This is a genomic window from Enterococcus sp., from assembly GCF_022711995.1.
GTDB lineage: Bacteria > Bacillota > Bacilli > Lactobacillales > Enterococcaceae > Enterococcus_D.
In genome coordinates, this window is sequence record NZ_JALAHI010000037.1 from 23,401 (window position 1) to 43,223 (window position 19,823).

General features: G+C 42.6%; 23 protein-coding genes. 6 read left to right on the forward strand and 17 right to left on the reverse strand.

Annotated elements, in window-relative coordinates:
• Nucleotides 1-5: 5 nt before the first annotated feature.
• The 9 genes from rplV to thiD all read right to left on the reverse strand — a co-directional run bounded on the left by rplV (nucleotide 6) and on the right by thiD (nucleotide 5,312).
• Complete coding sequence (gene rplV / locus Q0A12_RS03440) at nucleotides 6-353, reverse strand: 50S ribosomal protein L22 (protein ID WP_003127973.1); 348 nt, start codon at nucleotides 351-353, stop codon at nucleotides 6-8.
• Nucleotides 354-376: 23 nt separating this feature from the next.
• Nucleotides 377-655, reverse strand: a complete 279-nt coding sequence (gene rpsS, locus Q0A12_RS03445) for a 30S ribosomal protein S19 (RefSeq protein WP_003127971.1) — start codon at nucleotides 653-655, stop codon at nucleotides 377-379.
• A 42-nt stretch (nucleotides 656-697) separates the two neighbouring features.
• Complete coding sequence (gene rplB / locus Q0A12_RS03450) at nucleotides 698-1,531, reverse strand: 50S ribosomal protein L2 (protein ID WP_003127970.1); 834 nt, start codon at nucleotides 1,529-1,531, stop codon at nucleotides 698-700.
• A 39-nt stretch (nucleotides 1,532-1,570) separates the two neighbouring features.
• On the reverse strand, nucleotides 1,571-1,864 hold the full coding sequence (locus Q0A12_RS03455; protein ID WP_003127969.1) for a 50S ribosomal protein L23: 294 nt from the start codon (nucleotides 1,862-1,864) through the stop codon (nucleotides 1,571-1,573).
• Nucleotides 1,864-2,487 (reverse strand): 50S ribosomal protein L4, encoded by a 624-nt coding sequence (gene rplD, locus Q0A12_RS03460; RefSeq protein WP_291291292.1) that lies wholly within the window; start codon nucleotides 2,485-2,487, stop codon nucleotides 1,864-1,866. Before rplD ends, Q0A12_RS03455 begins: the two co-directional genes overlap by 1 nt.
• Before the next feature lie 29 nt (nucleotides 2,488-2,516).
• A complete protein-coding gene (rplC, locus tag Q0A12_RS03465) occupies nucleotides 2,517-3,146 on the reverse strand; it encodes a 50S ribosomal protein L3 (RefSeq protein WP_003127967.1) in 630 nt (209 codons plus the stop codon).
• A 22-nt stretch (nucleotides 3,147-3,168) separates the two neighbouring features.
• Nucleotides 3,169-3,477, reverse strand: coding sequence for a 30S ribosomal protein S10 (gene rpsJ / locus Q0A12_RS03470; RefSeq protein WP_003127966.1), 309 nt, complete (start codon nucleotides 3,475-3,477; stop codon nucleotides 3,169-3,171).
• A 472-nt stretch (nucleotides 3,478-3,949) separates the two neighbouring features.
• On the reverse strand, nucleotides 3,950-4,495 hold the full coding sequence (locus Q0A12_RS03475; protein WP_291291293.1) for an ECF transporter S component: 546 nt from the start codon (nucleotides 4,493-4,495) through the stop codon (nucleotides 3,950-3,952).
• On the reverse strand, nucleotides 4,488-5,312 hold the full coding sequence (gene thiD / locus Q0A12_RS03480) for a bifunctional hydroxymethylpyrimidine kinase/phosphomethylpyrimidine kinase (protein ID WP_291291294.1): 825 nt from the start codon (nucleotides 5,310-5,312) through the stop codon (nucleotides 4,488-4,490). Before thiD ends, Q0A12_RS03475 begins: the two co-directional genes overlap by 8 nt.
• 101 nt (nucleotides 5,313-5,413) lie before the next feature.
• Here thiD and Q0A12_RS03485 point away from each other — a divergent pair, with 101 nt between their 5' ends.
• Nucleotides 5,414-6,859 carry a PLP-dependent aminotransferase family protein gene (locus tag Q0A12_RS03485; RefSeq protein ID WP_291291295.1) on the forward strand — a complete coding sequence of 482 codons (1,446 nt, stop codon included), beginning with the start codon at nucleotides 5,414-5,416 and terminating at the stop codon, nucleotides 6,857-6,859.
• Complete coding sequence (locus Q0A12_RS03490) at nucleotides 6,843-7,568, forward strand: NADPH-dependent oxidoreductase (protein WP_291291296.1); 726 nt, start codon at nucleotides 6,843-6,845, stop codon at nucleotides 7,566-7,568. The genes Q0A12_RS03485 and Q0A12_RS03490 overlap by 17 nt, the downstream gene beginning before the upstream one ends.
• A gap of 63 nt (nucleotides 7,569-7,631) precedes the next feature.
• On the opposite strand, the gene tuf is transcribed toward Q0A12_RS03490, so the two are convergent.
• The 4 genes from tuf to rpsL all read right to left on the reverse strand — a co-directional run bounded on the left by tuf (nucleotide 7,632) and on the right by rpsL (nucleotide 12,087).
• Nucleotides 7,632-8,819, reverse strand: coding sequence for an elongation factor Tu (gene tuf, locus Q0A12_RS03495; protein WP_228159481.1), 1,188 nt, complete (start codon nucleotides 8,817-8,819; stop codon nucleotides 7,632-7,634).
• A 151-nt stretch (nucleotides 8,820-8,970) separates the two neighbouring features.
• A complete protein-coding gene (gene fusA / locus Q0A12_RS03500) occupies nucleotides 8,971-11,055 on the reverse strand; it encodes an elongation factor G (protein WP_291291297.1) in 2,085 nt (694 codons plus the stop codon).
• Nucleotides 11,056-11,137: 82 nt separating this feature from the next.
• Nucleotides 11,138-11,608, reverse strand: a complete 471-nt coding sequence (rpsG, locus tag Q0A12_RS03505; protein ID WP_003127957.1) for a 30S ribosomal protein S7 — start codon at nucleotides 11,606-11,608, stop codon at nucleotides 11,138-11,140.
• 65 nt (nucleotides 11,609-11,673) lie between these two features.
• The gene (gene rpsL / locus Q0A12_RS03510) at nucleotides 11,674-12,087 is read right to left on the reverse strand and encodes a 30S ribosomal protein S12 (protein WP_003127956.1); all 414 of its coding nucleotides are present in this window, start codon (nucleotides 12,085-12,087) and stop codon (nucleotides 11,674-11,676) included.
• A gap of 330 nt (nucleotides 12,088-12,417) precedes the next feature.
• Here rpsL and rpiA point away from each other — a divergent pair, with 330 nt between their 5' ends.
• From rpiA to Q0A12_RS03530, 4 genes are all read left to right on the forward strand, one after another.
• Nucleotides 12,418-13,092, forward strand: a complete 675-nt coding sequence (gene rpiA, locus Q0A12_RS03515; RefSeq protein WP_291291298.1) for a ribose-5-phosphate isomerase RpiA — start codon at nucleotides 12,418-12,420, stop codon at nucleotides 13,090-13,092.
• Nucleotides 13,093-13,250: 158 nt separating this feature from the next.
• On the forward strand, nucleotides 13,251-13,835 hold the full coding sequence (locus Q0A12_RS03520) for a recombinase family protein (protein ID WP_291291299.1): 585 nt from the start codon (nucleotides 13,251-13,253) through the stop codon (nucleotides 13,833-13,835).
• Between the two features lie 232 nt (nucleotides 13,836-14,067).
• Nucleotides 14,068-14,754 carry a 2,3-diphosphoglycerate-dependent phosphoglycerate mutase gene (gpmA, locus tag Q0A12_RS03525; RefSeq protein ID WP_003127950.1) on the forward strand — a complete coding sequence of 229 codons (687 nt, stop codon included), beginning with the start codon at nucleotides 14,068-14,070 and terminating at the stop codon, nucleotides 14,752-14,754.
• Between the two features lie 121 nt (nucleotides 14,755-14,875).
• Complete coding sequence (locus Q0A12_RS03530) at nucleotides 14,876-15,520, forward strand: SGNH/GDSL hydrolase family protein (protein ID WP_291291300.1); 645 nt, start codon at nucleotides 14,876-14,878, stop codon at nucleotides 15,518-15,520.
• Nucleotides 15,521-15,607: 87 nt separating this feature from the next.
• Here Q0A12_RS03530 and Q0A12_RS03535 read toward each other — a convergent pair whose 3' ends face one another.
• The 4 genes from Q0A12_RS03535 to deoB form a co-directional block, all read right to left on the reverse strand.
• Nucleotides 15,608-16,795: an iron-containing alcohol dehydrogenase gene (locus tag Q0A12_RS03535; protein WP_291291301.1), complete on the reverse strand. Its 1,188-nt coding sequence runs from the start codon at nucleotides 16,793-16,795 to the stop codon at nucleotides 15,608-15,610.
• Nucleotides 16,796-16,977: 182 nt separating this feature from the next.
• The gene (gene deoD, locus Q0A12_RS03540; protein WP_291291302.1) at nucleotides 16,978-17,682 is read right to left on the reverse strand and encodes a purine-nucleoside phosphorylase; all 705 of its coding nucleotides are present in this window, start codon (nucleotides 17,680-17,682) and stop codon (nucleotides 16,978-16,980) included.
• A gap of 53 nt (nucleotides 17,683-17,735) precedes the next feature.
• Entirely contained in the window at nucleotides 17,736-18,554 is an 819-nt protein-coding gene (locus Q0A12_RS03545) for a purine-nucleoside phosphorylase (protein ID WP_291291303.1), read from the reverse strand.
• A gap of 10 nt (nucleotides 18,555-18,564) precedes the next feature.
• On the reverse strand, nucleotides 18,565-19,731 hold the full coding sequence (deoB, locus tag Q0A12_RS03550) for a phosphopentomutase (RefSeq protein WP_291291304.1): 1,167 nt from the start codon (nucleotides 19,729-19,731) through the stop codon (nucleotides 18,565-18,567).
• Between the last annotated feature and the right edge of the window lie 92 nt (nucleotides 19,732-19,823).

Here is a 19,823-nt window from a genome sequence, read left to right on the forward strand (position 1 = left end):
CCTCCTTATTTTTCTGATACGACTACAGTAATATGACTTGTACGTTTGTTGATTGGAGAAGCTGAACCTTTCGCACGTGGACGGAAACGTTTCATTGTTGGTCCTTCGTTGACGAATGCTTCAGAAACAATCAAGTTTTCAACATCTAAGTCAAAATTGTTTTCTGCATTAGCGATAGCTGACATCAAGACTTTCTCGATGATTCCAGCTGCTTTATTTGGTGTGAACTTCAAGATCGCGATTGCTTCAGCAACGCTTTTCCCTCTGATCAAATCAATGACTAGACGTGATTTACGAGGAGAAACGCGGACTGTTTTAGCAGTTGCTTTCGCTGATGTGATTTGTTCTGCCATTTTTGGATATCCTCCCCTCAAAATTAGCGTCTTGTTTTCTTATCGTCGGCAGCATGTCCGCGATAAGTTCTTGTTGGTGCAAATTCACCTAGTTTGTGTCCTACCATGTCTTCTTGGATGTAAACTGGTACATGTTTCCGTCCATCATACACAGCAATTGTAAATCCGATAAAACTTGGGAAGATTGTGGAACGACGTGACCAAGTTTTGATCACTTTTTTCTTTTCAGCGCCTTGTTGTGCTTCGACCTTTTTCATCAAATGGTCATCGACAAAAGGTCCTTTTTTCAAACTACGACCCATGGTGTACCTCCTCTCAAAATGTGCGACACATGGTCAAGTAAATTATTTAGTCTTACGACGACGAACGATAAGTTTGTCTGATTTAGCTTTCTTGTTACGTGTTTTGTAACCAAGTGCTGGTTGACCCCAAGGTGAAACTGGAGCTTTACGTCCGATTGGAGCTTTACCTTCACCACCACCGTGTGGGTGATCGTTAGGGTTCATTACGCTACCACGTACAGTTGGGCGTTTGCGCATCCAACGAGAACGTCCAGCTTTACCGATGTTGATCAATTCATGTTGTTCGTTACCAACAGAACCAATCGTTGCACGGCATGTTGCCAAGATCATACGTACTTCGCCTGAGTTCAAGCGGATCAATACATATTTACCTTCTTTACCAAGTACTTGTGCACTTGTACCAGCTGAACGGATCAATTGTCCGCCTTTTCCTGGTTTCATTTCGATGTTGTGGATCACAGTACCGACTGGAATGTTTTCTAGTGGTAATGCATTCCCTACTTTAATATCTGCATCTGGTCCAGAAACGACAGTCATGCCAACTTCTAATCCTTTAGGTGCTAAGATATATGCTTTTACTCCATCCTCGTAATGAACTAACGCAATGTTAGCAGAACGGTTTGGATCGTATTCAATCGTTTTAACAGTAGCAACGACATTGTCTTTGTTACGTTTGAAATCGATCAAACGGTATTGACGTTTGTGACCGCCACCTTGATGACGAACCGTGATACGTCCGTTGTTATTACGACCAGCATTGTTTTTCAATGGCGCTAACAATGTTTTTTCTGGTGTTGAAGTTGTGATTTCAGCGAAATCAGAACTTGTCATATTACGACGGCCGTTTGTGGTAGGTTTGTACTTTTTAATCGCCACGTCTTTTTCCCTCCCATTTAGTAATTAAATATGGTCTGCTTATTCAGCAGCGTCAAAAATTTGGATTTCTTTTGAATCTTCAGTTAAAGTCACAACAGCTTTGCGACGTTTTTTTGTGTATCCTGCATATTTACCCATGCGTTTGAATTTAGGGCGTACGTTGATGATATTCACGTTAGCCACTTTCACGCCGTCAAAGGCAGCTTCTACAGCTTGTTTTACTAAAGTTTTGTTCGCTTTTGTGTCCACTTCGAAAGTGTATTTCTTGTCATCCATGGCAAGCATAGATTTTTCAGTGATCACTGGGCGTTTAATGACGTCTAGTAAGTTCATTATGCAAGCACCTCCTCGATCTGAGTAAGAGCAGTTTGTGTTACCAACATTTTATCTGCTGAAACAACATCCAATACGCTCACGTTATCAGCAGTTACTACTGAAACAGATGGCAAGTTGCGTGCAGATAATGCAGCAAAGTCGTTTTCTGTTTCTAAAACTACCAATACTTTTGAGTCAATAGTCAAGTTAGCTAAAACTTGTTTGAATTCTTTTGTTTTTGGTGCATCAAAGTTTAACCCTTCTACTGCTACCAAGTTATTTGAAGCAACTTTTTCTGACAATACAGATTTCATTGCTAAGCGACGAACTTTTTTAGGAAGTTTGTAGCTGTATGAACGTGGTGTTGGTCCGAAGACTACGCCACCTCCACGCCATTGTGGTGAACGGATTGAACCTTGACGAGCACGACCTGTTCCTTTTTGGCGCCATGGTTTACGGCCACCGCCACGAACAGCACTGCGGTTTTTCACAGCGTGTGTTCCTTGTCTTAATGAAGCACGTTGCATGATGATTGCATCGTAGACAACTGATTCATTTGGTTCGATTCCGAAGATTTCTTCGTTCAATGTAATTTCGCCATTTTGGCTTCCATCTTGTTTGAATAATGCTACATTCGGCATTCCTTAGTTCCTCCTTTCTTCCTATCTACTTATTTAGCTTTCACAGCTGATTTGATTGTAATCAATGATTTTTTCGCGCCAGGTACATTACCTTTAATCAAGATAACGTTACGTTCTGCGTCTACGCGCACGATTTCCAAGTTTTGGATCGTGATGCGGTTACCGCCCATACGTCCAGCAAGACGTTTGTTTTTGAATACACGGTTAGGTGCAACTGGACCCATTGATCCAGGACGACGGTGATAACGAGAACCGTGAGCCATTGGTCCGCGGCTTTGTCCGTGACGTTTGATAACGCCTTGGAATCCTTTACCTTTCGAAGTGCCGGTTACATCAATGATGTCTCCTGCTTCAAAAATATCAACTTTAATTTCTGATCCTACTTCTAAGCCCTCTAGCTCTACATTCTTGAATTCGCGAATGAAGCGCTTAGGAGCCGTGTTTGCTTTTGCAACATGACCTTTCGCAGGTTTGTTAGACAAAACTTCACGCATATCTTGGTAGCCGACTTGAATTGCTTCGTAGCCGTCATTTTCGATTGTTTTCACTTGTAGAACTACGTTTGGAGTAGCTTCTACTACAGTTACTGGAATCAATTCGCCAGATTCAGTGAAGATTTGAGTCATTCCCACTTTTTTCCCTAAGATTCCTTTGGTCATGATTACACCTCCATCTTAATTATTATAGTTTGATTTCGATATTAACACCGCTTGGCAAGTCAAGCTTCATTAAAGCGTCAACTGTTTTTGGTGTTGGATTCACAATGTCGATTAGACGTTTGTGTGTACGCATTTCGAATTGTTCGCGTGAATCTTTGTATTTGTGCGTCGCACGGATGATCGTGTACAAGCTGCGTTCAGTTGGTAATGGAATTGGACCAGATACGCCAGCTCCAGTTCTTTTTGCAGTTTCTACGATTTTATCCGCTGATTGATCTAAAATACGATGTTCATACGCTTTTAAACGGATACGAATTTTTTGTTTTGCCATTGTTTTCCCTCCTTCGCCTATTTTGAAAAGTAGACATAGCTCCACGAAAATTTCCGTCACGCTCGTCCATGGCAAAGCGTCCGGGCGTGTCGCAACCTCTCGTTTCGTAGCCGGCAGTTTTATTTCCTGCCAGTGTGACTTACGCATTAACGTAAACAGCACCTTTATGATTATATTATGGATAAACACTGATTGCAAGCTTTTTTTAATGAAAACCCGCGATTCTTTTGCGTTTTTTTCAGAAAACTTTCTTTCTCATTGAAAACGACAAAAAAATTGCTGACTTTCTTCCACCCATCAAGGAAAAAGTCAGCGATTTTCATCCTATACAAACCAAAAACACGCCTCCACTGGATTTCCCAATGAAGACGTGTCAGCAAATCATCGTTTCTTTTAATCGTTTCTTTTAATCGTTTCTTTTAATCGTTTCTTTTAATCGTTTCTTTTAATTGCTGCTTTTAATCGGCTTTCTTTAATGGATCCCTTTGGCGGTCACCCGTTGAATTGCTGCCTTTAACGGGAAGTAAGCAAGTGCCACAATCAGAATCGTGACTGTCACATTGATCACTGTTGCTGGCAATTTAAGCACTGCAGCGGCCCAAGCACCGTTCCAACTACTCCCCAGGTACCAAAGCATCACCGTATTTTTGATCTGAGTCATTGCGAGCTTTGCCAAACCTGTGACCAACCCAATGATCACCAACTGCCAGATGGCTGATGGACGTTTTTTAAACAAGAGGAATGTCCCATAGGCAAACGCCCCTACAATAAAACTTTCCAAAATAAAGTAAGGTGCTTCTGTCGCATAGCCATTCAACAAATCAAAAATTGCAAACCCTAGCCCTCCTGCCAGAGAGCCTTTCACATAACCTAGCAATAGGACAGCTAATAAAAGCACGGCATTCCCTAGGTGAACAAACGCACCTGTAGGTAAGGGAATCTTGATCATCGTACCGATGACTGTCAACGCGGTAAATAAGGCTACAAAGACGATACTTTGAATTCTGCGATCACTCATTAGGACTCATCCTTTCCTCTGCGTGATTGTAGGCACCATGCCAGACGTGACCGACATACGGATTGATCAGTACCCCTTGACGAATCGCTGCTGCAACAAAGTCTTTGGCTAATTTAATACTTTCAAGGGTTGTCAGCCCCTTGGCTAATCCTGCGGTGATAGCAGCAGAAAACGTGCAGCCTGCCCCGTGATTAAAATCCGTTTCAATTCGTTGGCTTTCCAAAATAGTAAACGATTGCCCATCATAGACGACGTCAATTGCTTTTGGACTTGCTAAACGATGACCTCCCTTGACCACGACACATTTTGCTCCGAGTTGATAGATCTTTTTTGCTGCAGCTTTCATATCCGCAATGTTTTGCAAGTCCCCTAAACCGGATAAGATCCCTGCTTCGATCAAGTTCGGTGTCGCCACATCGGCCAGCGGCAAGAGATGCTCTTTTAAGGCATCCACGCTCTTCGGCTGTAAGATATTTGCCGTTCCTTTGCAAGCAATGACAGGATCAACCACCACTTGTTTCACTTGTTGCTGCTGAATCATTTTTGCAGCCTGTGCAATATTGGCTTCATTCCCCAATATCCCTGTCTTGAGGGCGTCCATCGGCTCTCCTGCAAAAGCCGAAATCAATTGTTTTTCCACCAACGCAGCGGTCATTGCTGTCACTTCATGGGACCAACCAGTAGTCGGATCCATGGTGACGATCGCGGCAATCGAGGCAAAACCAAACACACCATACTCTTGAAAGGTTTTTAGATCTGCTTCAATGCCTGCGCCACCAGTGGAATCTGATCCAGCGATCGTTAATACTTTTTTCATTATCATCGACTCCTTTTTCCTAGTATATCCAATGGACCCCTTGACGAAAACAGCCAATTGGCTTATTTTTATACCATCCAATCAAAAAAGGGGGCATGTCAATGGCTGGGAAACACATCGACAAGCAGAAGAAACAGCCGCTTTACCAACAAATCGTCACCTACTTTATCGAGGCAATCCAAGCTGGCGATTACGCGCCGGGGGAGCAGTTGCCCGCTGAACGAAAATTAGCCGCTGACTTTAGCGTCAATCGTTCAACGATTGTCAAAGCATTGGAGGAACTTAGAAGTTTAGGCTGGATCACCCGCAAGCAAGGTAGCGGCACTCAAGTCGCCGAGGGGCGCTGGGGCAACCGTCAGACACCATTGTCTTATCTTCGTTCTTCCCTATCAAGCCCCTATTTGCAGCAAGACCCCTTTGTAGAAGCGATCCAGCACTTGCGTTCAACCAAACAAGCTCTTGATCTTTATACTGGGGATCTACCCCAAGAGCTGTTGCCTGATTTCCAATTTCCGGCTTTTACCTGGGAGACGATTCGCAATGAAAGCCTACAAAGCAACCCAGCCGGCTATCCGCCATTACAAGAGGTTCTTTTAGCCCATTTGACAAACGATTTTGGCATACCCTCCTCCGGGCAAAAATTGGTGATCACTTCAGGAGCCACACAAGGAATCACGCTACTAATGCAGGTTTTATTGACTTCAGGAGACAGCATTCTGACAGAAGATCCTTCTTTCTTGTTTTCTCTGCCCTTATTTACCACCATGAATGTCCGTGTCCTTGGGATCAAGCAGGATGAAGAAGGAATGCGTCCTAGTGATTTAGAACAAGCATTGAAAGCTCAGAAAATCAAATTTGTTTACTTAAATCCGACATTCCAAAATCCCACCGGTCGTACCATGAGCCTTGGCCGCCGCAAAGAAATCATTGCTATTTGCCAGAGGTATCAAGTACCAATCATTGAAGATGATATTTTTAGTGACTTGGCTTTGACACCGCAACCCGAAAAATTCAAAGCCCTTGCGCCTGACTCGGTCATTTATCTCGGCTCATTGTCTAAACTATTTGGGCCTTCTATCAAAATCGGCTGGTTGTTAGCCCCCGAAGCATTGGCAGATCAATTTGCTCAAGCGAAAAAGAGAATGTCCATCGAAACCACGATTTTCCCTCAACTATTGGCCAATCTCGCTCTCCGTTCTACGGAGTACCCTCAGCAACAGCAGGATTTGCTAGAAAAAATGGCTCAACGGCAGCACGCTTTGATTCAGCGGCTCTCTGCTTTTTCTACGGACTGGACATTTCAACAGACCACAGGGGGACTGTACCTTTGGTTACAATGGAAACACGCCCCACTGAAACGAAAGGATTGGACGATTTTTCTAGAAAACGATTGTCTGATTGCCCCAGCCTTTCTTTTCAGCAACGATACCAACGGCTTTCGTCTGAACTATACACGGCTTTCGGAAGCGCAACTAGACTTGTTTTGCCAGCAATTTGCTAAAATCACAACACAATTAAAGGAGCAACTATATGAACGAAACAATTGATCTATTAACCAACCACCGCACCTATCGGCAATTCGACACCAACTACCAGCTATCTGAGGAACAGCTAAAAGCAATCTTATCTGCCGCTCGACAAGCACCTAGCTGGATGAATGGCCAAGCCTATTCGATTCTTGTGATCGATGATCCATCCCTGCGACAACAGTTGGTTGCTTGGAACCCAGGCAATCCTCACATTGCGGAAAGTTCGATCTTTTTGCTTTTCTTAGCTGATTTGAATCGGACCAAGAAGGTTGCCGAAGAAAAACAAACCCCTTATCTCGTTGATGAAGGTCTGCAACCTTTGTTGATTGCGACAACCGATGCCAGTATTGCTTTGCAGTCTGCTGCCATCGCGGCAGAATCCCTTGGTCTAGGAACAGTGATTTCCGGCAGTGTCCGCAAAGACAGCAAAGCGATCGCTGAATTGCTGGATCTGCCAGAATACGTTTATCCTGTGGCTGGCTTGAGCATTGGCAAACCAAACGTTGAAATGAACCTCAAACCTCGTCTACCCCAAGAAGCGGTCATTCATTACAACAAATACCAAGACTATTCCTATAAAGCGATCGAAGACTATGACCAAACCATGACCGCCTTCGGTGAAGCACGGGAAACAAAACCTTGGTCAGAAAAATTCGCCGGTTTTTACGGTCGTATCCCAGACCAAGGCTTTGATCAGTTTCTAAAAGAACAAAAATTGATCAAATAAACAATTTCAAGCAAAAAAAAGCAGAAGCGCGAGCGCTTCTGCTTTTTGCATTCATCAAGTCAATTAAGCTTTGATTTCAGTTACAACGCCTGAACCAACAGTACGTCCGCCTTCACGAATTGAGAAACGAGTTCCGTCTTCGATAGCGATTGGGTGGATCAATTCAACGTCGATTGTTACGTTATCGCCAGGCATAACCATTTCAGTTCCTTCTGGCAATTCAACAACACCAGTTACGTCAGTTGTACGGAAGTAGAACTGAGGACGGTAGTTAGTGAAGAATGGAGTGTGACGTCCACCTTCTTCTTTTGTCAAAACGTAAACTTCAGCTTTAAATTTTGTATGAGGAGTGATTGTACCAGCTTTAGCCAATACTTGTCCACGTTGGATGTCTTCACGAGCAACCCCACGTAGCAATGCACCGATGTTATCCCCTGCTTCAGCATAGTCTAACAATTTACGGAACATTTCAACACCTGTTACAGTTGTTTTAGCAGTTTCTTCAGCGATACCAACGATTTCTACTTCGTCACCAACGCGAACTTGTCCACGTTCAACACGGCCTGTAGCAACAGTACCACGTCCAGTGATTGAGAATACGTCTTCGACTGGCATCATGAATGGTTTGTCAGTGTCACGTTCTGGAGTTGGAACGTATTCGTCAACTGCAGCCATTAATTCCATGATTTTTTCTTCGTATGAAGGTTCGCCTTCAAGAGCTTTCAAAGCTGAACCAGCGATTACAGGAACATCGTCGCCTGGGAAGTCATATTCTGACAATAGGTCACGAACTTCCATTTCAACTAATTCTAGTAATTCTTCGTCATCAACCATATCCATTTTGTTTAAGAAAACAACGATGTATGGTACACCAACGTTACGTGATAACAAGATGTGTTCACGTGTTTGAGGCATAGGACCATCAGCAGCAGATACTACTAAGATCGCGCCGTCCATTTGAGCAGCACCAGTGATCATGTTTTTAACATAGTCCGCGTGTCCTGGGCAGTCTACGTGAGCGTAGTGGCGAGCTTCAGTTTCATACTCAACGTGAGCAGTTGAGATAGTGATTCCGCGTTCGCGTTCTTCTGGAGCACCATCGATTTGGTCGTAAGCAGAAGCTTGTGCCAAACCTTTTTTAGATAATACAGTTGTGATAGCAGCTGTAAGTGTAGTTTTACCATGGTCAACGTGTCCGATCGTACCAATGTTTACGTGGGGTTTAGAACGGTCAAATTTTTCTTTTGCCATTTTAAAATGTTCCTCCTAAAAATACAGTTTATTTTTTTATATTTGATAGGTAGAGGGCTTAAAAGCCCCCCATCCCTTATCATCGATAATATTGTACACGAAACTTCGTAAAAAATATAGCTTTTTACTGAATTTCGTATTTGTGCATCAATTATTCAGCTTTGCCGCCGTTTTTCTTGATGATTTCTTCTTGAATAGACTTAGGTACATCTTCGTAGTGATCAAATGTCATCATGAAAGTACCGCGTCCTTGTGTAGATGAACGAAGTGTTGTTGCATATCCGAACATTTCAGCCAATGGAACGATCGCGTTAACGATTTGTGAGTTACCATGAGCTTCCATACCTTCAACACGTCCACGACGAGCTGTTACGTGTCCCATAACATCACCTAAGTAATCTTCAGGAACAGTGATAACAACTTTCATCATTGGTTCAAGAATCACTGGATTAGCTTTCTTCGCTGCAGCACGTAGAGCCATTGAAGCTGCCACACGGAAGGCTGTTTCACTTGAATCGACATCATGGTATGAACCATCATAAAGCTTCGCTTTGATATCAACCAATGGATAGCCAGCTAGAACACCGTTAGCCATTGAGTCTTCAAGTCCTTTTTCAACTGCTGGGATGTATTCACGTGGAACCACACCACCGACAATTGCGTTTTCGAATTCAAAGCCTTTACCTTCTTCGTTTGGTGTAAATTCAACCCATACGTGACCGTATTGTCCTTTACCACCAGACTGACGTACAAATTTACCTTCGGCTTGCGTAGAAGCACGGAATGTTTCGCGATAAGAAACTTGAGGCGCACCAACGTTTGCTTCAACTTTAAATTCGCGACGCATACGGTCAACAAGGACGTCCAAGTGAAGTTCTCCCATACCTGCGATAACAGTTTCGCCTGTTTCAGCGTTTGTTTCAACACGGAATGATGGATCTTCTTCAGCAAGTTTTTGTAAAGCCACACCCATTTTATCTTGGTCAGCTTTTGATTTAGGTTCAACAGCGACTTCGATAACTGGTTCTGGGAATTCGATTGATTCAAGGATAACTGGTGATTTTTCGTCACACAATGTATCCCCTGTTGTTGTATCTTTCAAACCAACAGCTGCAGCGATATCGCCTGAATAAACTGTTTGGATTTCTGCACGAGTGTTCGCGTGCATTTGTAGGATACGACCGATACGTTCGCGTTTGTCTTTTGAAGCATTCAAGACATATGATCCAGAGTTCAAGACACCTGAATACACACGGAAGAATGTCAAACGACCTACGAATGGGTCAGTCATTACTTTAAATGCTAGTGAAGCAAAAGGTGCTTCATCGTCAGCAGGACGATCTGTTTCTTCGTCAGTTTTAGGGTTGATCCCTTTGATTGCAGGAACATCAAGTGGTGAAGGAAGGTAGTCGATGACTGCATCCAACATCAATTGAACCCCTTTGTTTTTGAAGGCTGAGCCGCAAAGAACTGGGAAAAAGTCAACAGTCAATGTTGCTTGACGAATACCAGCTTTTAATTCTTCTTCAGTGATTTCTTCACCTTCCAAGAATTTCATCATTAGTTCTTCGTCAGTATCAGCAACCGCTTCAACTAATTTTTCGCGCCATTCTTCAGCTAATTCTTTGTACTCATCAGGAATTTCAGTTTCTTGGATCTCTGTTCCTAAATCGTTTGTATAGATTTCAGCTTTCATTTTTACTAAATCGATGATACCAGTAAAGTCATCTTCCGCACCAATTGGTAATTGGATTGGGTGAGCATTTGCTTGTAAACGATCATGTAAAGTAGATACAGAATATAAGAAATCTGCACCGATTTTATCCATTTTGTTACAGAATACGATACGTGGTACGCGGTAATCTGTTGCTTGACGCCAAACTGTTTCTGTTTGAGGTTCTACACCTGATTGTGAGTCCAATACAGTTACAGCACCGTCAAGAACCCGTAGTGAACGTTGAACTTCGATAGTGAAGTCTACGTGTCCAGGGGTGTCGATGATATTTACGCGGTTTTCTTTCCATTGCGCAGTTGTCGCAGCAGAAGTGATTGTGATCCCACGTTCTTGTTCTTGTTCCATCCAGTCCATTTGAGAAGCACCTTCATGTGTTTCACCAATTTTATGGATTTTACCTGTGTAATAAAGGATACGTTCAGTCGTCGTTGTTTTACCAGCGTCAACGTGGGCCATGATCCCGATATTACGAGTTTTTTCTAGCGAAAATTCTCTTGCCATTCTAGGTTGTTCCCCTCTCATTCTTACTTAAACCTAAGCTAAGGTTGTCTCAGTACCTTCCAATAAAAAAGCAGTGAGGATCTTACCAACGATAGTGAGCAAATGCGCGGTTGGCTTCCGCCATTTTGTGTGTGTCTTCGCGTTTTTTCACAGAAGCACCAGTGTTGTTTGCTGCATCCATGATTTCTTTCGCAAGACGTTCTTCCATTGTGTGTTCGCCACGCAAACGAGCGTAGTTTACCACCCAACGAAGACCTAGAGTTGTACGACGTTCTGGACGAACTTCAACTGGGACTTGGTAGTTAGAACCACCGACACGGCGAGCTTTAACTTCCAATACAGGCATAATGTTTTTCATTGCTTGTTCGAAAACTTCCAATGGATCATTTCCTGTAGATTCTTTGATAATGCCAAAAGCATTGTAGATAATATTTGCAGCAACACCGCGTTTACCATCAACCATTACACGGTTGATCAAACGAGTTACTAATTTTGAGTTATAAATAGGATCTGGTAAAACATCACGTTTTGCAACAGGACCTTTACGAGGCATCCGTAACTCCTCCTTCCGAAATATCAGTTCTGATTAAATAGTTTCATTTGTAGTTTGAATCAAAATTAAGCTTTAGGACGTTTTGTTCCATATTTAGAACGAGATTGTTTACGATCGTTAACACCGGCAGTATCCAATGCACCACGAACGATATGGTAACGTACCCCTGGTAAGTCTTTTACACGTCCACCGCGTAGCAATACCACACTGTGTTCTTGCAAGTTGTGACCGATACCTGGAATATAAGCTGTCACTTCAATCAAGTTTGACAAACGAACACGCGCATATTTACGTAGAGCTGAGTTCGGTTTTTTCGGTGTCATAGTTCCCACACGAGTCGCTACCCCACGCTTTTGAGGTGAGTTAACATTCGTTTGAGCTTTTTTGAAACTGTTGTATCCTTTGTTCAATGCTGGTGAATTTGATTTTTCAACCTTGGATTTACGAGGTTTACGTACTAATTGATTAATTGTAGGCATCCCTAGTTTTCCTCCTTCCTTGATTCGCTTTATAGTTCCACACATCCAGGTGGTTCTTTTTTTGCGATAAAAAATAATGCATTCTCTGCATTCTTATCAAATATGCTTTGATAGACAGTCAGCACGTCTCCAACGAGAGACCTGTAGATAAAGCACCTTTGATAGAATACCATGATAAAAAGACTCTGTCAACTACCTATCAGATGATTTTTTATGAAAGAGACAATCCGCAATTTTTTCCAAAAAACTCCCCATTGTTCCTCCTTTTTTACTTCTTCTTACTATATAATAAAGAGGAAAACAGTATTTTATTTAGAGGTGGGTCAAAAAATGAATTTAAAAGAGATGGTCGGCATTGAAGCAGCCGGTTATGTGACCGATGGCATGGTGGTCGGTTTAGGAACAGGTTCAACGGCGTATTATATGATCGAGGAATTAGGTCGTAGAGTCAAAGAGGAAAACTTATCGATCGTCGGAGTACCAACATCTTGGGCATCAAAAAAACAAGCCGAAGCACTGGGAATCCCAGTCAAAACGATTGACGAAGTTGAAGCTGTTGATTTAACCATCGATGGTGCGGATGAAATTAGTGCAGATTACCATGGCATCAAAGGTGGCGGTGCCGCCCTACTTTTTGAAAAAATCGTGGCAACAAATTCAAAGCACGTGCTTTGGATCGTGGATAAATCAAAAATCGTTGACCAACTAGGCGCCTTTCCATTGCCTGTGGAAGTTGTTCCTTATGGTAGTCAACAATTGATGCGCCTGTTTACAGAAAAAAACTATCACCCTGTCCTCCGCTTAGCAGAAGATGGCAGTGTCTTAAAAACCGATTGCGGCCATTACATCATTGATCTTCATTTACAAACCATCACTGATCCCGTCGCATTAGCCCACGAATTGGATCAAACCGTTGGTGTGGTGGAACATGGACTCTTTTTAGATATGGTCCACACGATCATCATCGGACAAGAAGACGGTCCAGAAACTCGCACCGTCCGCTAATATTTTTCATAACAAAAGGAGCGTTTGCTCCTTTTGTTTGAGATTCCATGTAATTTTCTTCATTTTCCTCGAATTAAATTCATTTTTGTGCAAGTTTTATCTATCATTTATTTCTCATTTATGCTACATTCAAATAAAAAGAATAGGAAGGGGCGGCTATGAAAGTCATCGGTTATGCTCGAACAACAATTATTGATAAAGAATCAAGTGAACAATTAAACAAGCTTCAAGAATTCGGTTGCACGGAGTTATTCCACGAAACCTATGCCTATGAAGACGACTGTGAGAATCATTCCTTAGAGTCCGTTATCGCTCGGATGCAGTTAGGGGAAACACTTGTTGTTTCTGAACTTCATCGCTTAGGTAAAACCACCCGTCAATTAACTGAATTGACAGATCTTCTAAGGAAAAGAAATCTTCACCTGGTCTCTCTCGCAGAAAACATCGATACAAGAGAACCAATGGGTGCGATTTATTTTAATTTAATGGAAGGTTTGGCAGTGATGGAACAAGCACTGATCAAAGAACGGACATTAGTTGGATTGAACAACGCCAGAAAAAAAGGCAAAATCGGCGGACGTCCAAAAATCGATCCAAAAACCATCAAAAAAATTCGCCAACTCTATTACGATAAAAAAGAGACGATTCAATTCATCTCCACTAAATGCGGGGTTTCTGTTGGAACCTGCTATAAATACATAAAACTTTCAGAAGAAGAATTGAATAAGGTATACAGTCATTGAGCACTTACCTAGGCCCAGCGATTCATCTGTTTTTATACTGAAGTCTTTCCTCTCAAGAAAAGGATCTGGAAGCAGAAAAAAACGTCTTGTTAAAAGGCATTTTTTTCTGTTTCTTTTTTTAAGAAATAAGGTTTTGCACTAAATACGTAGAAATTGTTTGCGAAAAAGTGTACAATAAGCAGGGAATTGAAAATTTCAGAAAAATATCTAATATCTAAAAGGAGAGTTTTACATGCCAAAATTAGTATTTTCTCGTCACGGACTAAGCGAATGGAATAAATTGAACCAATTTACTGGTTGGGCCGATGTAGATTTAGCGCCAGAAGGTGTCGAAGAAGCAATCGAGGGCGGACGTAAAATCAAAGAAGCTGGCATCGAATTCGATGTTGCTTACACTTCTGTATTGACTCGTGCCATCAAAACTTGTAACTACATTTTAGAATATTCTGATCAACTATGGGTACCAACAATCAAATCATGGCGTTTGAACGAACGTCATTATGGTAAATTACAAGGATTAAACAAAAAAGAAACTGCTGAAAAATATGGCGACGAACAAGTTCACATCTGGCGTCGTTCATACGATGTATTGCCTCCATTGATGGATGCTTCTGACGAAGGTTCTGCAGCAAACGATCGTCGTTATGCTATGCTAGACCCTCGTGACGTACCTGGCGGCGAAAACTTAAAAGTAACCTTAGAACGTGCATTACCTTTCTGGCAAGATGAAATCGCGCCTGCATTGAAAGACAACAAAACTGTTTTAGTTGCCGCTCACGGAAACTCTCTACGTGCGTTAGCAAAACACATCGAAGGTATCTCTGATGAAGACATCATGGATCTTGAAATTCCAACAGGACAACCTCTTGTTTATGAATTGAACGATGATCTAACAGTTGCGAAAAAATACTACTTATAATCAGTAACGAAGAAGGCTGTGCGGCAAGTCGGGAGTACCCCTCCAGACTGACTGCGCAGTCTTTGTTTGTATTTCCAATAACCGCCAAAAAAAGAAAGCGTACACAAAGGAGAATGATACCATGAGTCACCTACACAAAAACGATACCATTTTATTTCTCGGCGACAGCATTACCGACTGTGATCGCGACCGGCTGAATCCCAAAGATCTCGGAAAAGGATTCCCTGCTCTTGTGACCGCCCAGCTGGCTGCTAAATACCCGGATGCAGAGTTGTCTTTTATTAACCGCGGCATCGGCGGAAATAAAATTTGCGATATCTTAAATCGCATCGAGGAAGACTGCATTGATTTAAAGCCAGACTTACTGATTTTCTTGATCGGTATTAATGATACTTGGCATAACGTTGGAACTTCCTCTTTTGGTACTGCCGAAGCAGCCGCCGAATTCGCCGCAGATTATCGACAGTTTTTGCAACAAGTGACGGACAGCGGGATCGATAGAATCTTGCTTTTAGAGCCGTTCGTTCTGCCCTATCCGGCTGATCGCAGCCATTGGCGGAAGGATCTGGATCCCAAGATCCATTCCATTCGTGAACTAGCTGCTGAATTTGGTTGTGACTATATTCCTTTAGACGGTATATTTGCAGAACAGGCGATCAAGAAACAGCCTACTTATTACACCGGAGAAGATGGCGTTCACCCCACACTTGCCGGACACGGCGTGATCGCCCGTGAAATCTTGCAACGGATCCATTATTCAAGATAATTCTTTGATAAAAGTACACAGACAAATAATCGGTAGGATACCAATTATCCTACCGATTATTTGTTTATTCTGTCAGGGTTTCTTCATTTAGAGATACTCGGAAGGTGTCAATGCCTCTTGATAAATGGCAATGACATCAGATTCTGTCAACGGTACGTAGGCATTTGCCGCAATCGAGCTAAAGGCTACTGCTTGTTTAGCCATTTCTTCAAAATGACGATCATCTTCGATTCCCACTTCTGGTAAAGTCATAGGAATCCCACATGAAAGGAAGAAATCGTATAACTTTTGAATCCCCATCCGGGCTGCCATTTCCGGCACCGCTTCTTCCACTTGGAACACTTCCCGGGCAAAACGCGCCAATTTAGGTGCTGTTGTTTCATTCAATACATGAAGCATCCAGCGAGGCGTCAAAATGGCTAAGCCAATCCCGTGGGTAATATCATAAAAAGCACTTAGCTCATGTTCCATTGGATGGCAAGACCAAGCACCGGCTTTCCCACTACCTGTCAACCCATTTAACGCCAATGTACTTGCCCACATCAAGTTTGCCCGTGCATCATAGTCATCTGGCGTCTCCAAAGCAATCGGCAAGTTTTTGATTACCGCTTTTAATAAGCCTTCAGCAATACCATCTTGGACATCGGTATTTTCTGTGGCACTAAAGTAGTTTTCAATCAAATGACTCATAATGTCTGCCGAGCCGGCTGCTGTTTGATAGCGACTAACACTAAAAGTCCAAGTTGGGTCTAAGAAAGAAACCTTCGGCAAGAAATTAGGACCATGAACCCCTAATTTTTGTTTTGCTGCAAGATTTGTGATCACCGCTCCTCGATTCATTTCACTCCCAGTGGCTGCTAATGTCAAAATCGTAACTAATGGCACTGCTGGTCCTTGGTAGCTGCGTTTAGTCACTAAAGTCCAAGGATCTTCCTCACTGCAAGCAGCCCCTGCGATCACTTTGCTGCAATCAATCACGGACCCGCCGCCGACAGCAAGAATCACATCAATTTTTTCGCTGCGGCAGAGTTCTGCCCCTTTTGCTACTGTTTCAATTCGCGGATTGGGCTCAACGCCTGCCAATTCTGTTACGTGATTGCCGTTGTTTTGCAATTGCGCCATGACTTGCTCATACAGACCGCTTTTTTTAATACTGCCGCCACCATAGACCAGCAGAACATTTTTTCCGAACGTGTTCAATACCTCCGGCAACTCATTTAACCGATCTTTACCAAAACGTATATCTGTTGTCACCTGAAACGTAAAATTATTCATGCTCCAACCTCCTTTTTCTTTAATTAAACCATTTTTGTCCAAAAGTGCAACTATTCCAACTAGCCTCTAGAGTCTATAAGTCATACCACATAAAAACTGGATCCCTTCTGACACGTCTCCTAGATAAAGGAGGGAGTCAGAAAAAGATCCAGTTTTTGATAGACAGAACAACGGAACAATAATTAAGAAATAGCCGTTTCTAAGCCTACTTTGATCATATCGTTAAATGTCGTTTGTCTTTCTTCAGCAGTGGTTTCTTCTCCAGTGATGATATGATCACTGACTGTACAAATCGCCAACGTCTGCACATGGAACTTAGCCCCTAAATAGTAAAGTGCCGCAGCTTCCATCTCCACACCTAATACGCCAAGATCAGCCAATTTGACTGTTTCTGTCATATCATCTTTGTAGAATGTATCTTCAGATAAAATATTTCCAACATGGGTAGTAAAGCCAGATGCCATTGCTGTATCATACGCTTTTCTCAGCAAAGCAAAATCTGCGATTGGCGGAAAATGGAAACTTTGGAAATTCTTCGCTACCATGGAAGAACTTGTCGCTGCCGCTTGGGCAATCACTAAGTCCCGTACATGAACATCTTTAGAAATCGCGCCACAAGTGCCGACACGAATCAATTTTTTAACTCCATAAGAATTGATCAATTCATGGGCATAAATGGTCGCAGAAGGCATCCCCATACCGGTTCCTTGTACCGATACGCGTTCCCCTTTATAGACACCGGTATAACCAAGCATTCCCCGGACATTGTTGTAACAGATAGGGTCTTCTAAAAATGTTTCCGCAATGTATTTTGCCCGTAAAGGATCACCGGGTAATAAAATCTTATCCGCGATCTCGCCAGCTTTTGCTTCAATATGAACGCTCATTTTTTCGCTCCTTTTCTACTTCTCTTTTATACTCTCTTTAATTAGTGTTTACTTTATAGATTCGCTAAAGTTTCTTTGATCAGTGCCTTAAATTCAGCTTTGACCCGTTCTGTTGTTTCTACGACCTCTTCATGGTTCAAACTTGCTTGCATACCAGCAGCTAGATTGGTGATGCATGAAACCCCCAATACTTTCAAGCCGCTGTGAACAGCTACGATCACTTCAGGTACAGTGGACATTCCTACTGCATCAGCACCGATCGTCCGCGCAAATCGAATTTCCGCAGGCGTTTCGTAGGTTGGTCCAGAGAAGCCCATGTAGACGCCCTCTTTCAAATGTAGTCCTTTTGCAGCCGCAATCTCTTTGGCAGTTTCTCGGTAGCTGAGATGATAAGCTTGGCTCATGTCTGGGAATCGAGGACCCATTTCTTCCTCATTCGCACCGATCAATGGATTGTCTCCCATAAAATTGATTTGATCCGTGATCAACATCAAGTCACCAGGTTGGAAGCTTTCATTTACGCCACCACATGCATTCGTCACAACAAGTGAATGGGCTTCAAGTGCCGCCATTACTCGAACAGGATAAGTAACAGTTTGCATAGAATGGCCTTCATAGTAATGGAAACGACCTTGCATCGCCAATACTTTTTTTCCAGAGAGTGTTCCGTAAACTAGCTGTCCTGCATGTCCCACGACTGTAGAAACTGGGAAATGGGGGATATCGTTATAGGGCAGCACGATTGGATTTTCAATCTCATCTGCTAATTCACCTAATCCCGAACCCAAGATCAACCCAAAATCAACGGATCCCACGCCCTTTTCCTTGATGAATGTCGTTGTTTCTTGCAGTTTTTCATGTAATGTTGTCATTTCTCCACCTCTAATTTAAATGATTTAGGAAGCTTTCCCCATTTTCTGTTGCCGGCACCGCAAAGTTTTCTGCGATTGTTGCTGAAATATCGGCATAATGGCCTTGGGGTAGTTGGCCTTGTCCTTTGAATTGTTTGCTGTAAACCAACAATGGAACATATTCTCTCGTATGATCAGTTCCAGGAAAAGTTGGATCATTTCCGTGATCAGCTGTAATCATCAATAAATCGTCGTCAGCCATGGCATCCAGAATCTCTGGGATTCTTAGATCGAAATCTTCAATGGCATGAGCATACCCGACGACATCTCGGCGATGGCCGTAAAGTGCATCGAAGTCGACTAGATTGGTAAAACTTAATCCAGTAAAGTCTTGTTTCATCACATTCAACAGTTGATCTACGCCATCCATATTGCTCTTGGTTCTTACGGAATCCGTGATTCCTTGACCGTTAAAGATATCATTGATTTTTCCGACAGCGATGACCTCTTTACCTGCATCTTTTAATGAATCCAATACAGTGTGTCCAAAAGGATCTAGTGCATAGTCATGACGATTGCTAGTGCGGGTAAAGTTTCCAGGTTCACCCACATATGGACGAGCAATGATACGGCCAATCATGTAGGGTTCATCTTTGGTAATGTCCCGCACATATTGGCAAATACGGTACAATTCTTCCAATGGAATGATTTCTTCATGCGCTGCGATTTGTAAGACTGGATCGGCAGACGTATAAACGATCAAGTCCCCTGTTTTCATTTGGTGTTCGCCGTAATCATCGATGACTGCTGTACCGGAATACGGTTTGTTGCAGACGATTTTGCGGCCAGAGAATTCTTCGATTTGTTGCAGCAATTCTTGCGGAAATCCGTCAGGAAACACACGGAAGGGTTTTTGAATATTCAAACCCATGATTTCCCAATGTCCGGTCATGGTATCTTTTCCAACAGAAATTTCTTCTAATTTTGTTGCATAACCGTCATGGTCTGCGATATTTTTGACGCCTTCCAATGGACGGATCGTACCCAGGCCTAACTGTTCCAAATGAGGAATCGTCAAGCCAGCTTCTTTGGCGATATGTCCTAATGTATCAGAACCCACATCACCGAATTTTTCTGCATCCGGTGCTTCACCAATACCTACAGAATCCATCACGATCAAATGTATACGTTTAAACATCCTATTCCCTACTTTCTTTTATTGTTATTCCTTTCTTATCATACTAGAAATAAGAAAGATTTGCTTTTACGTAAGTTTATTATTTCTCTTTG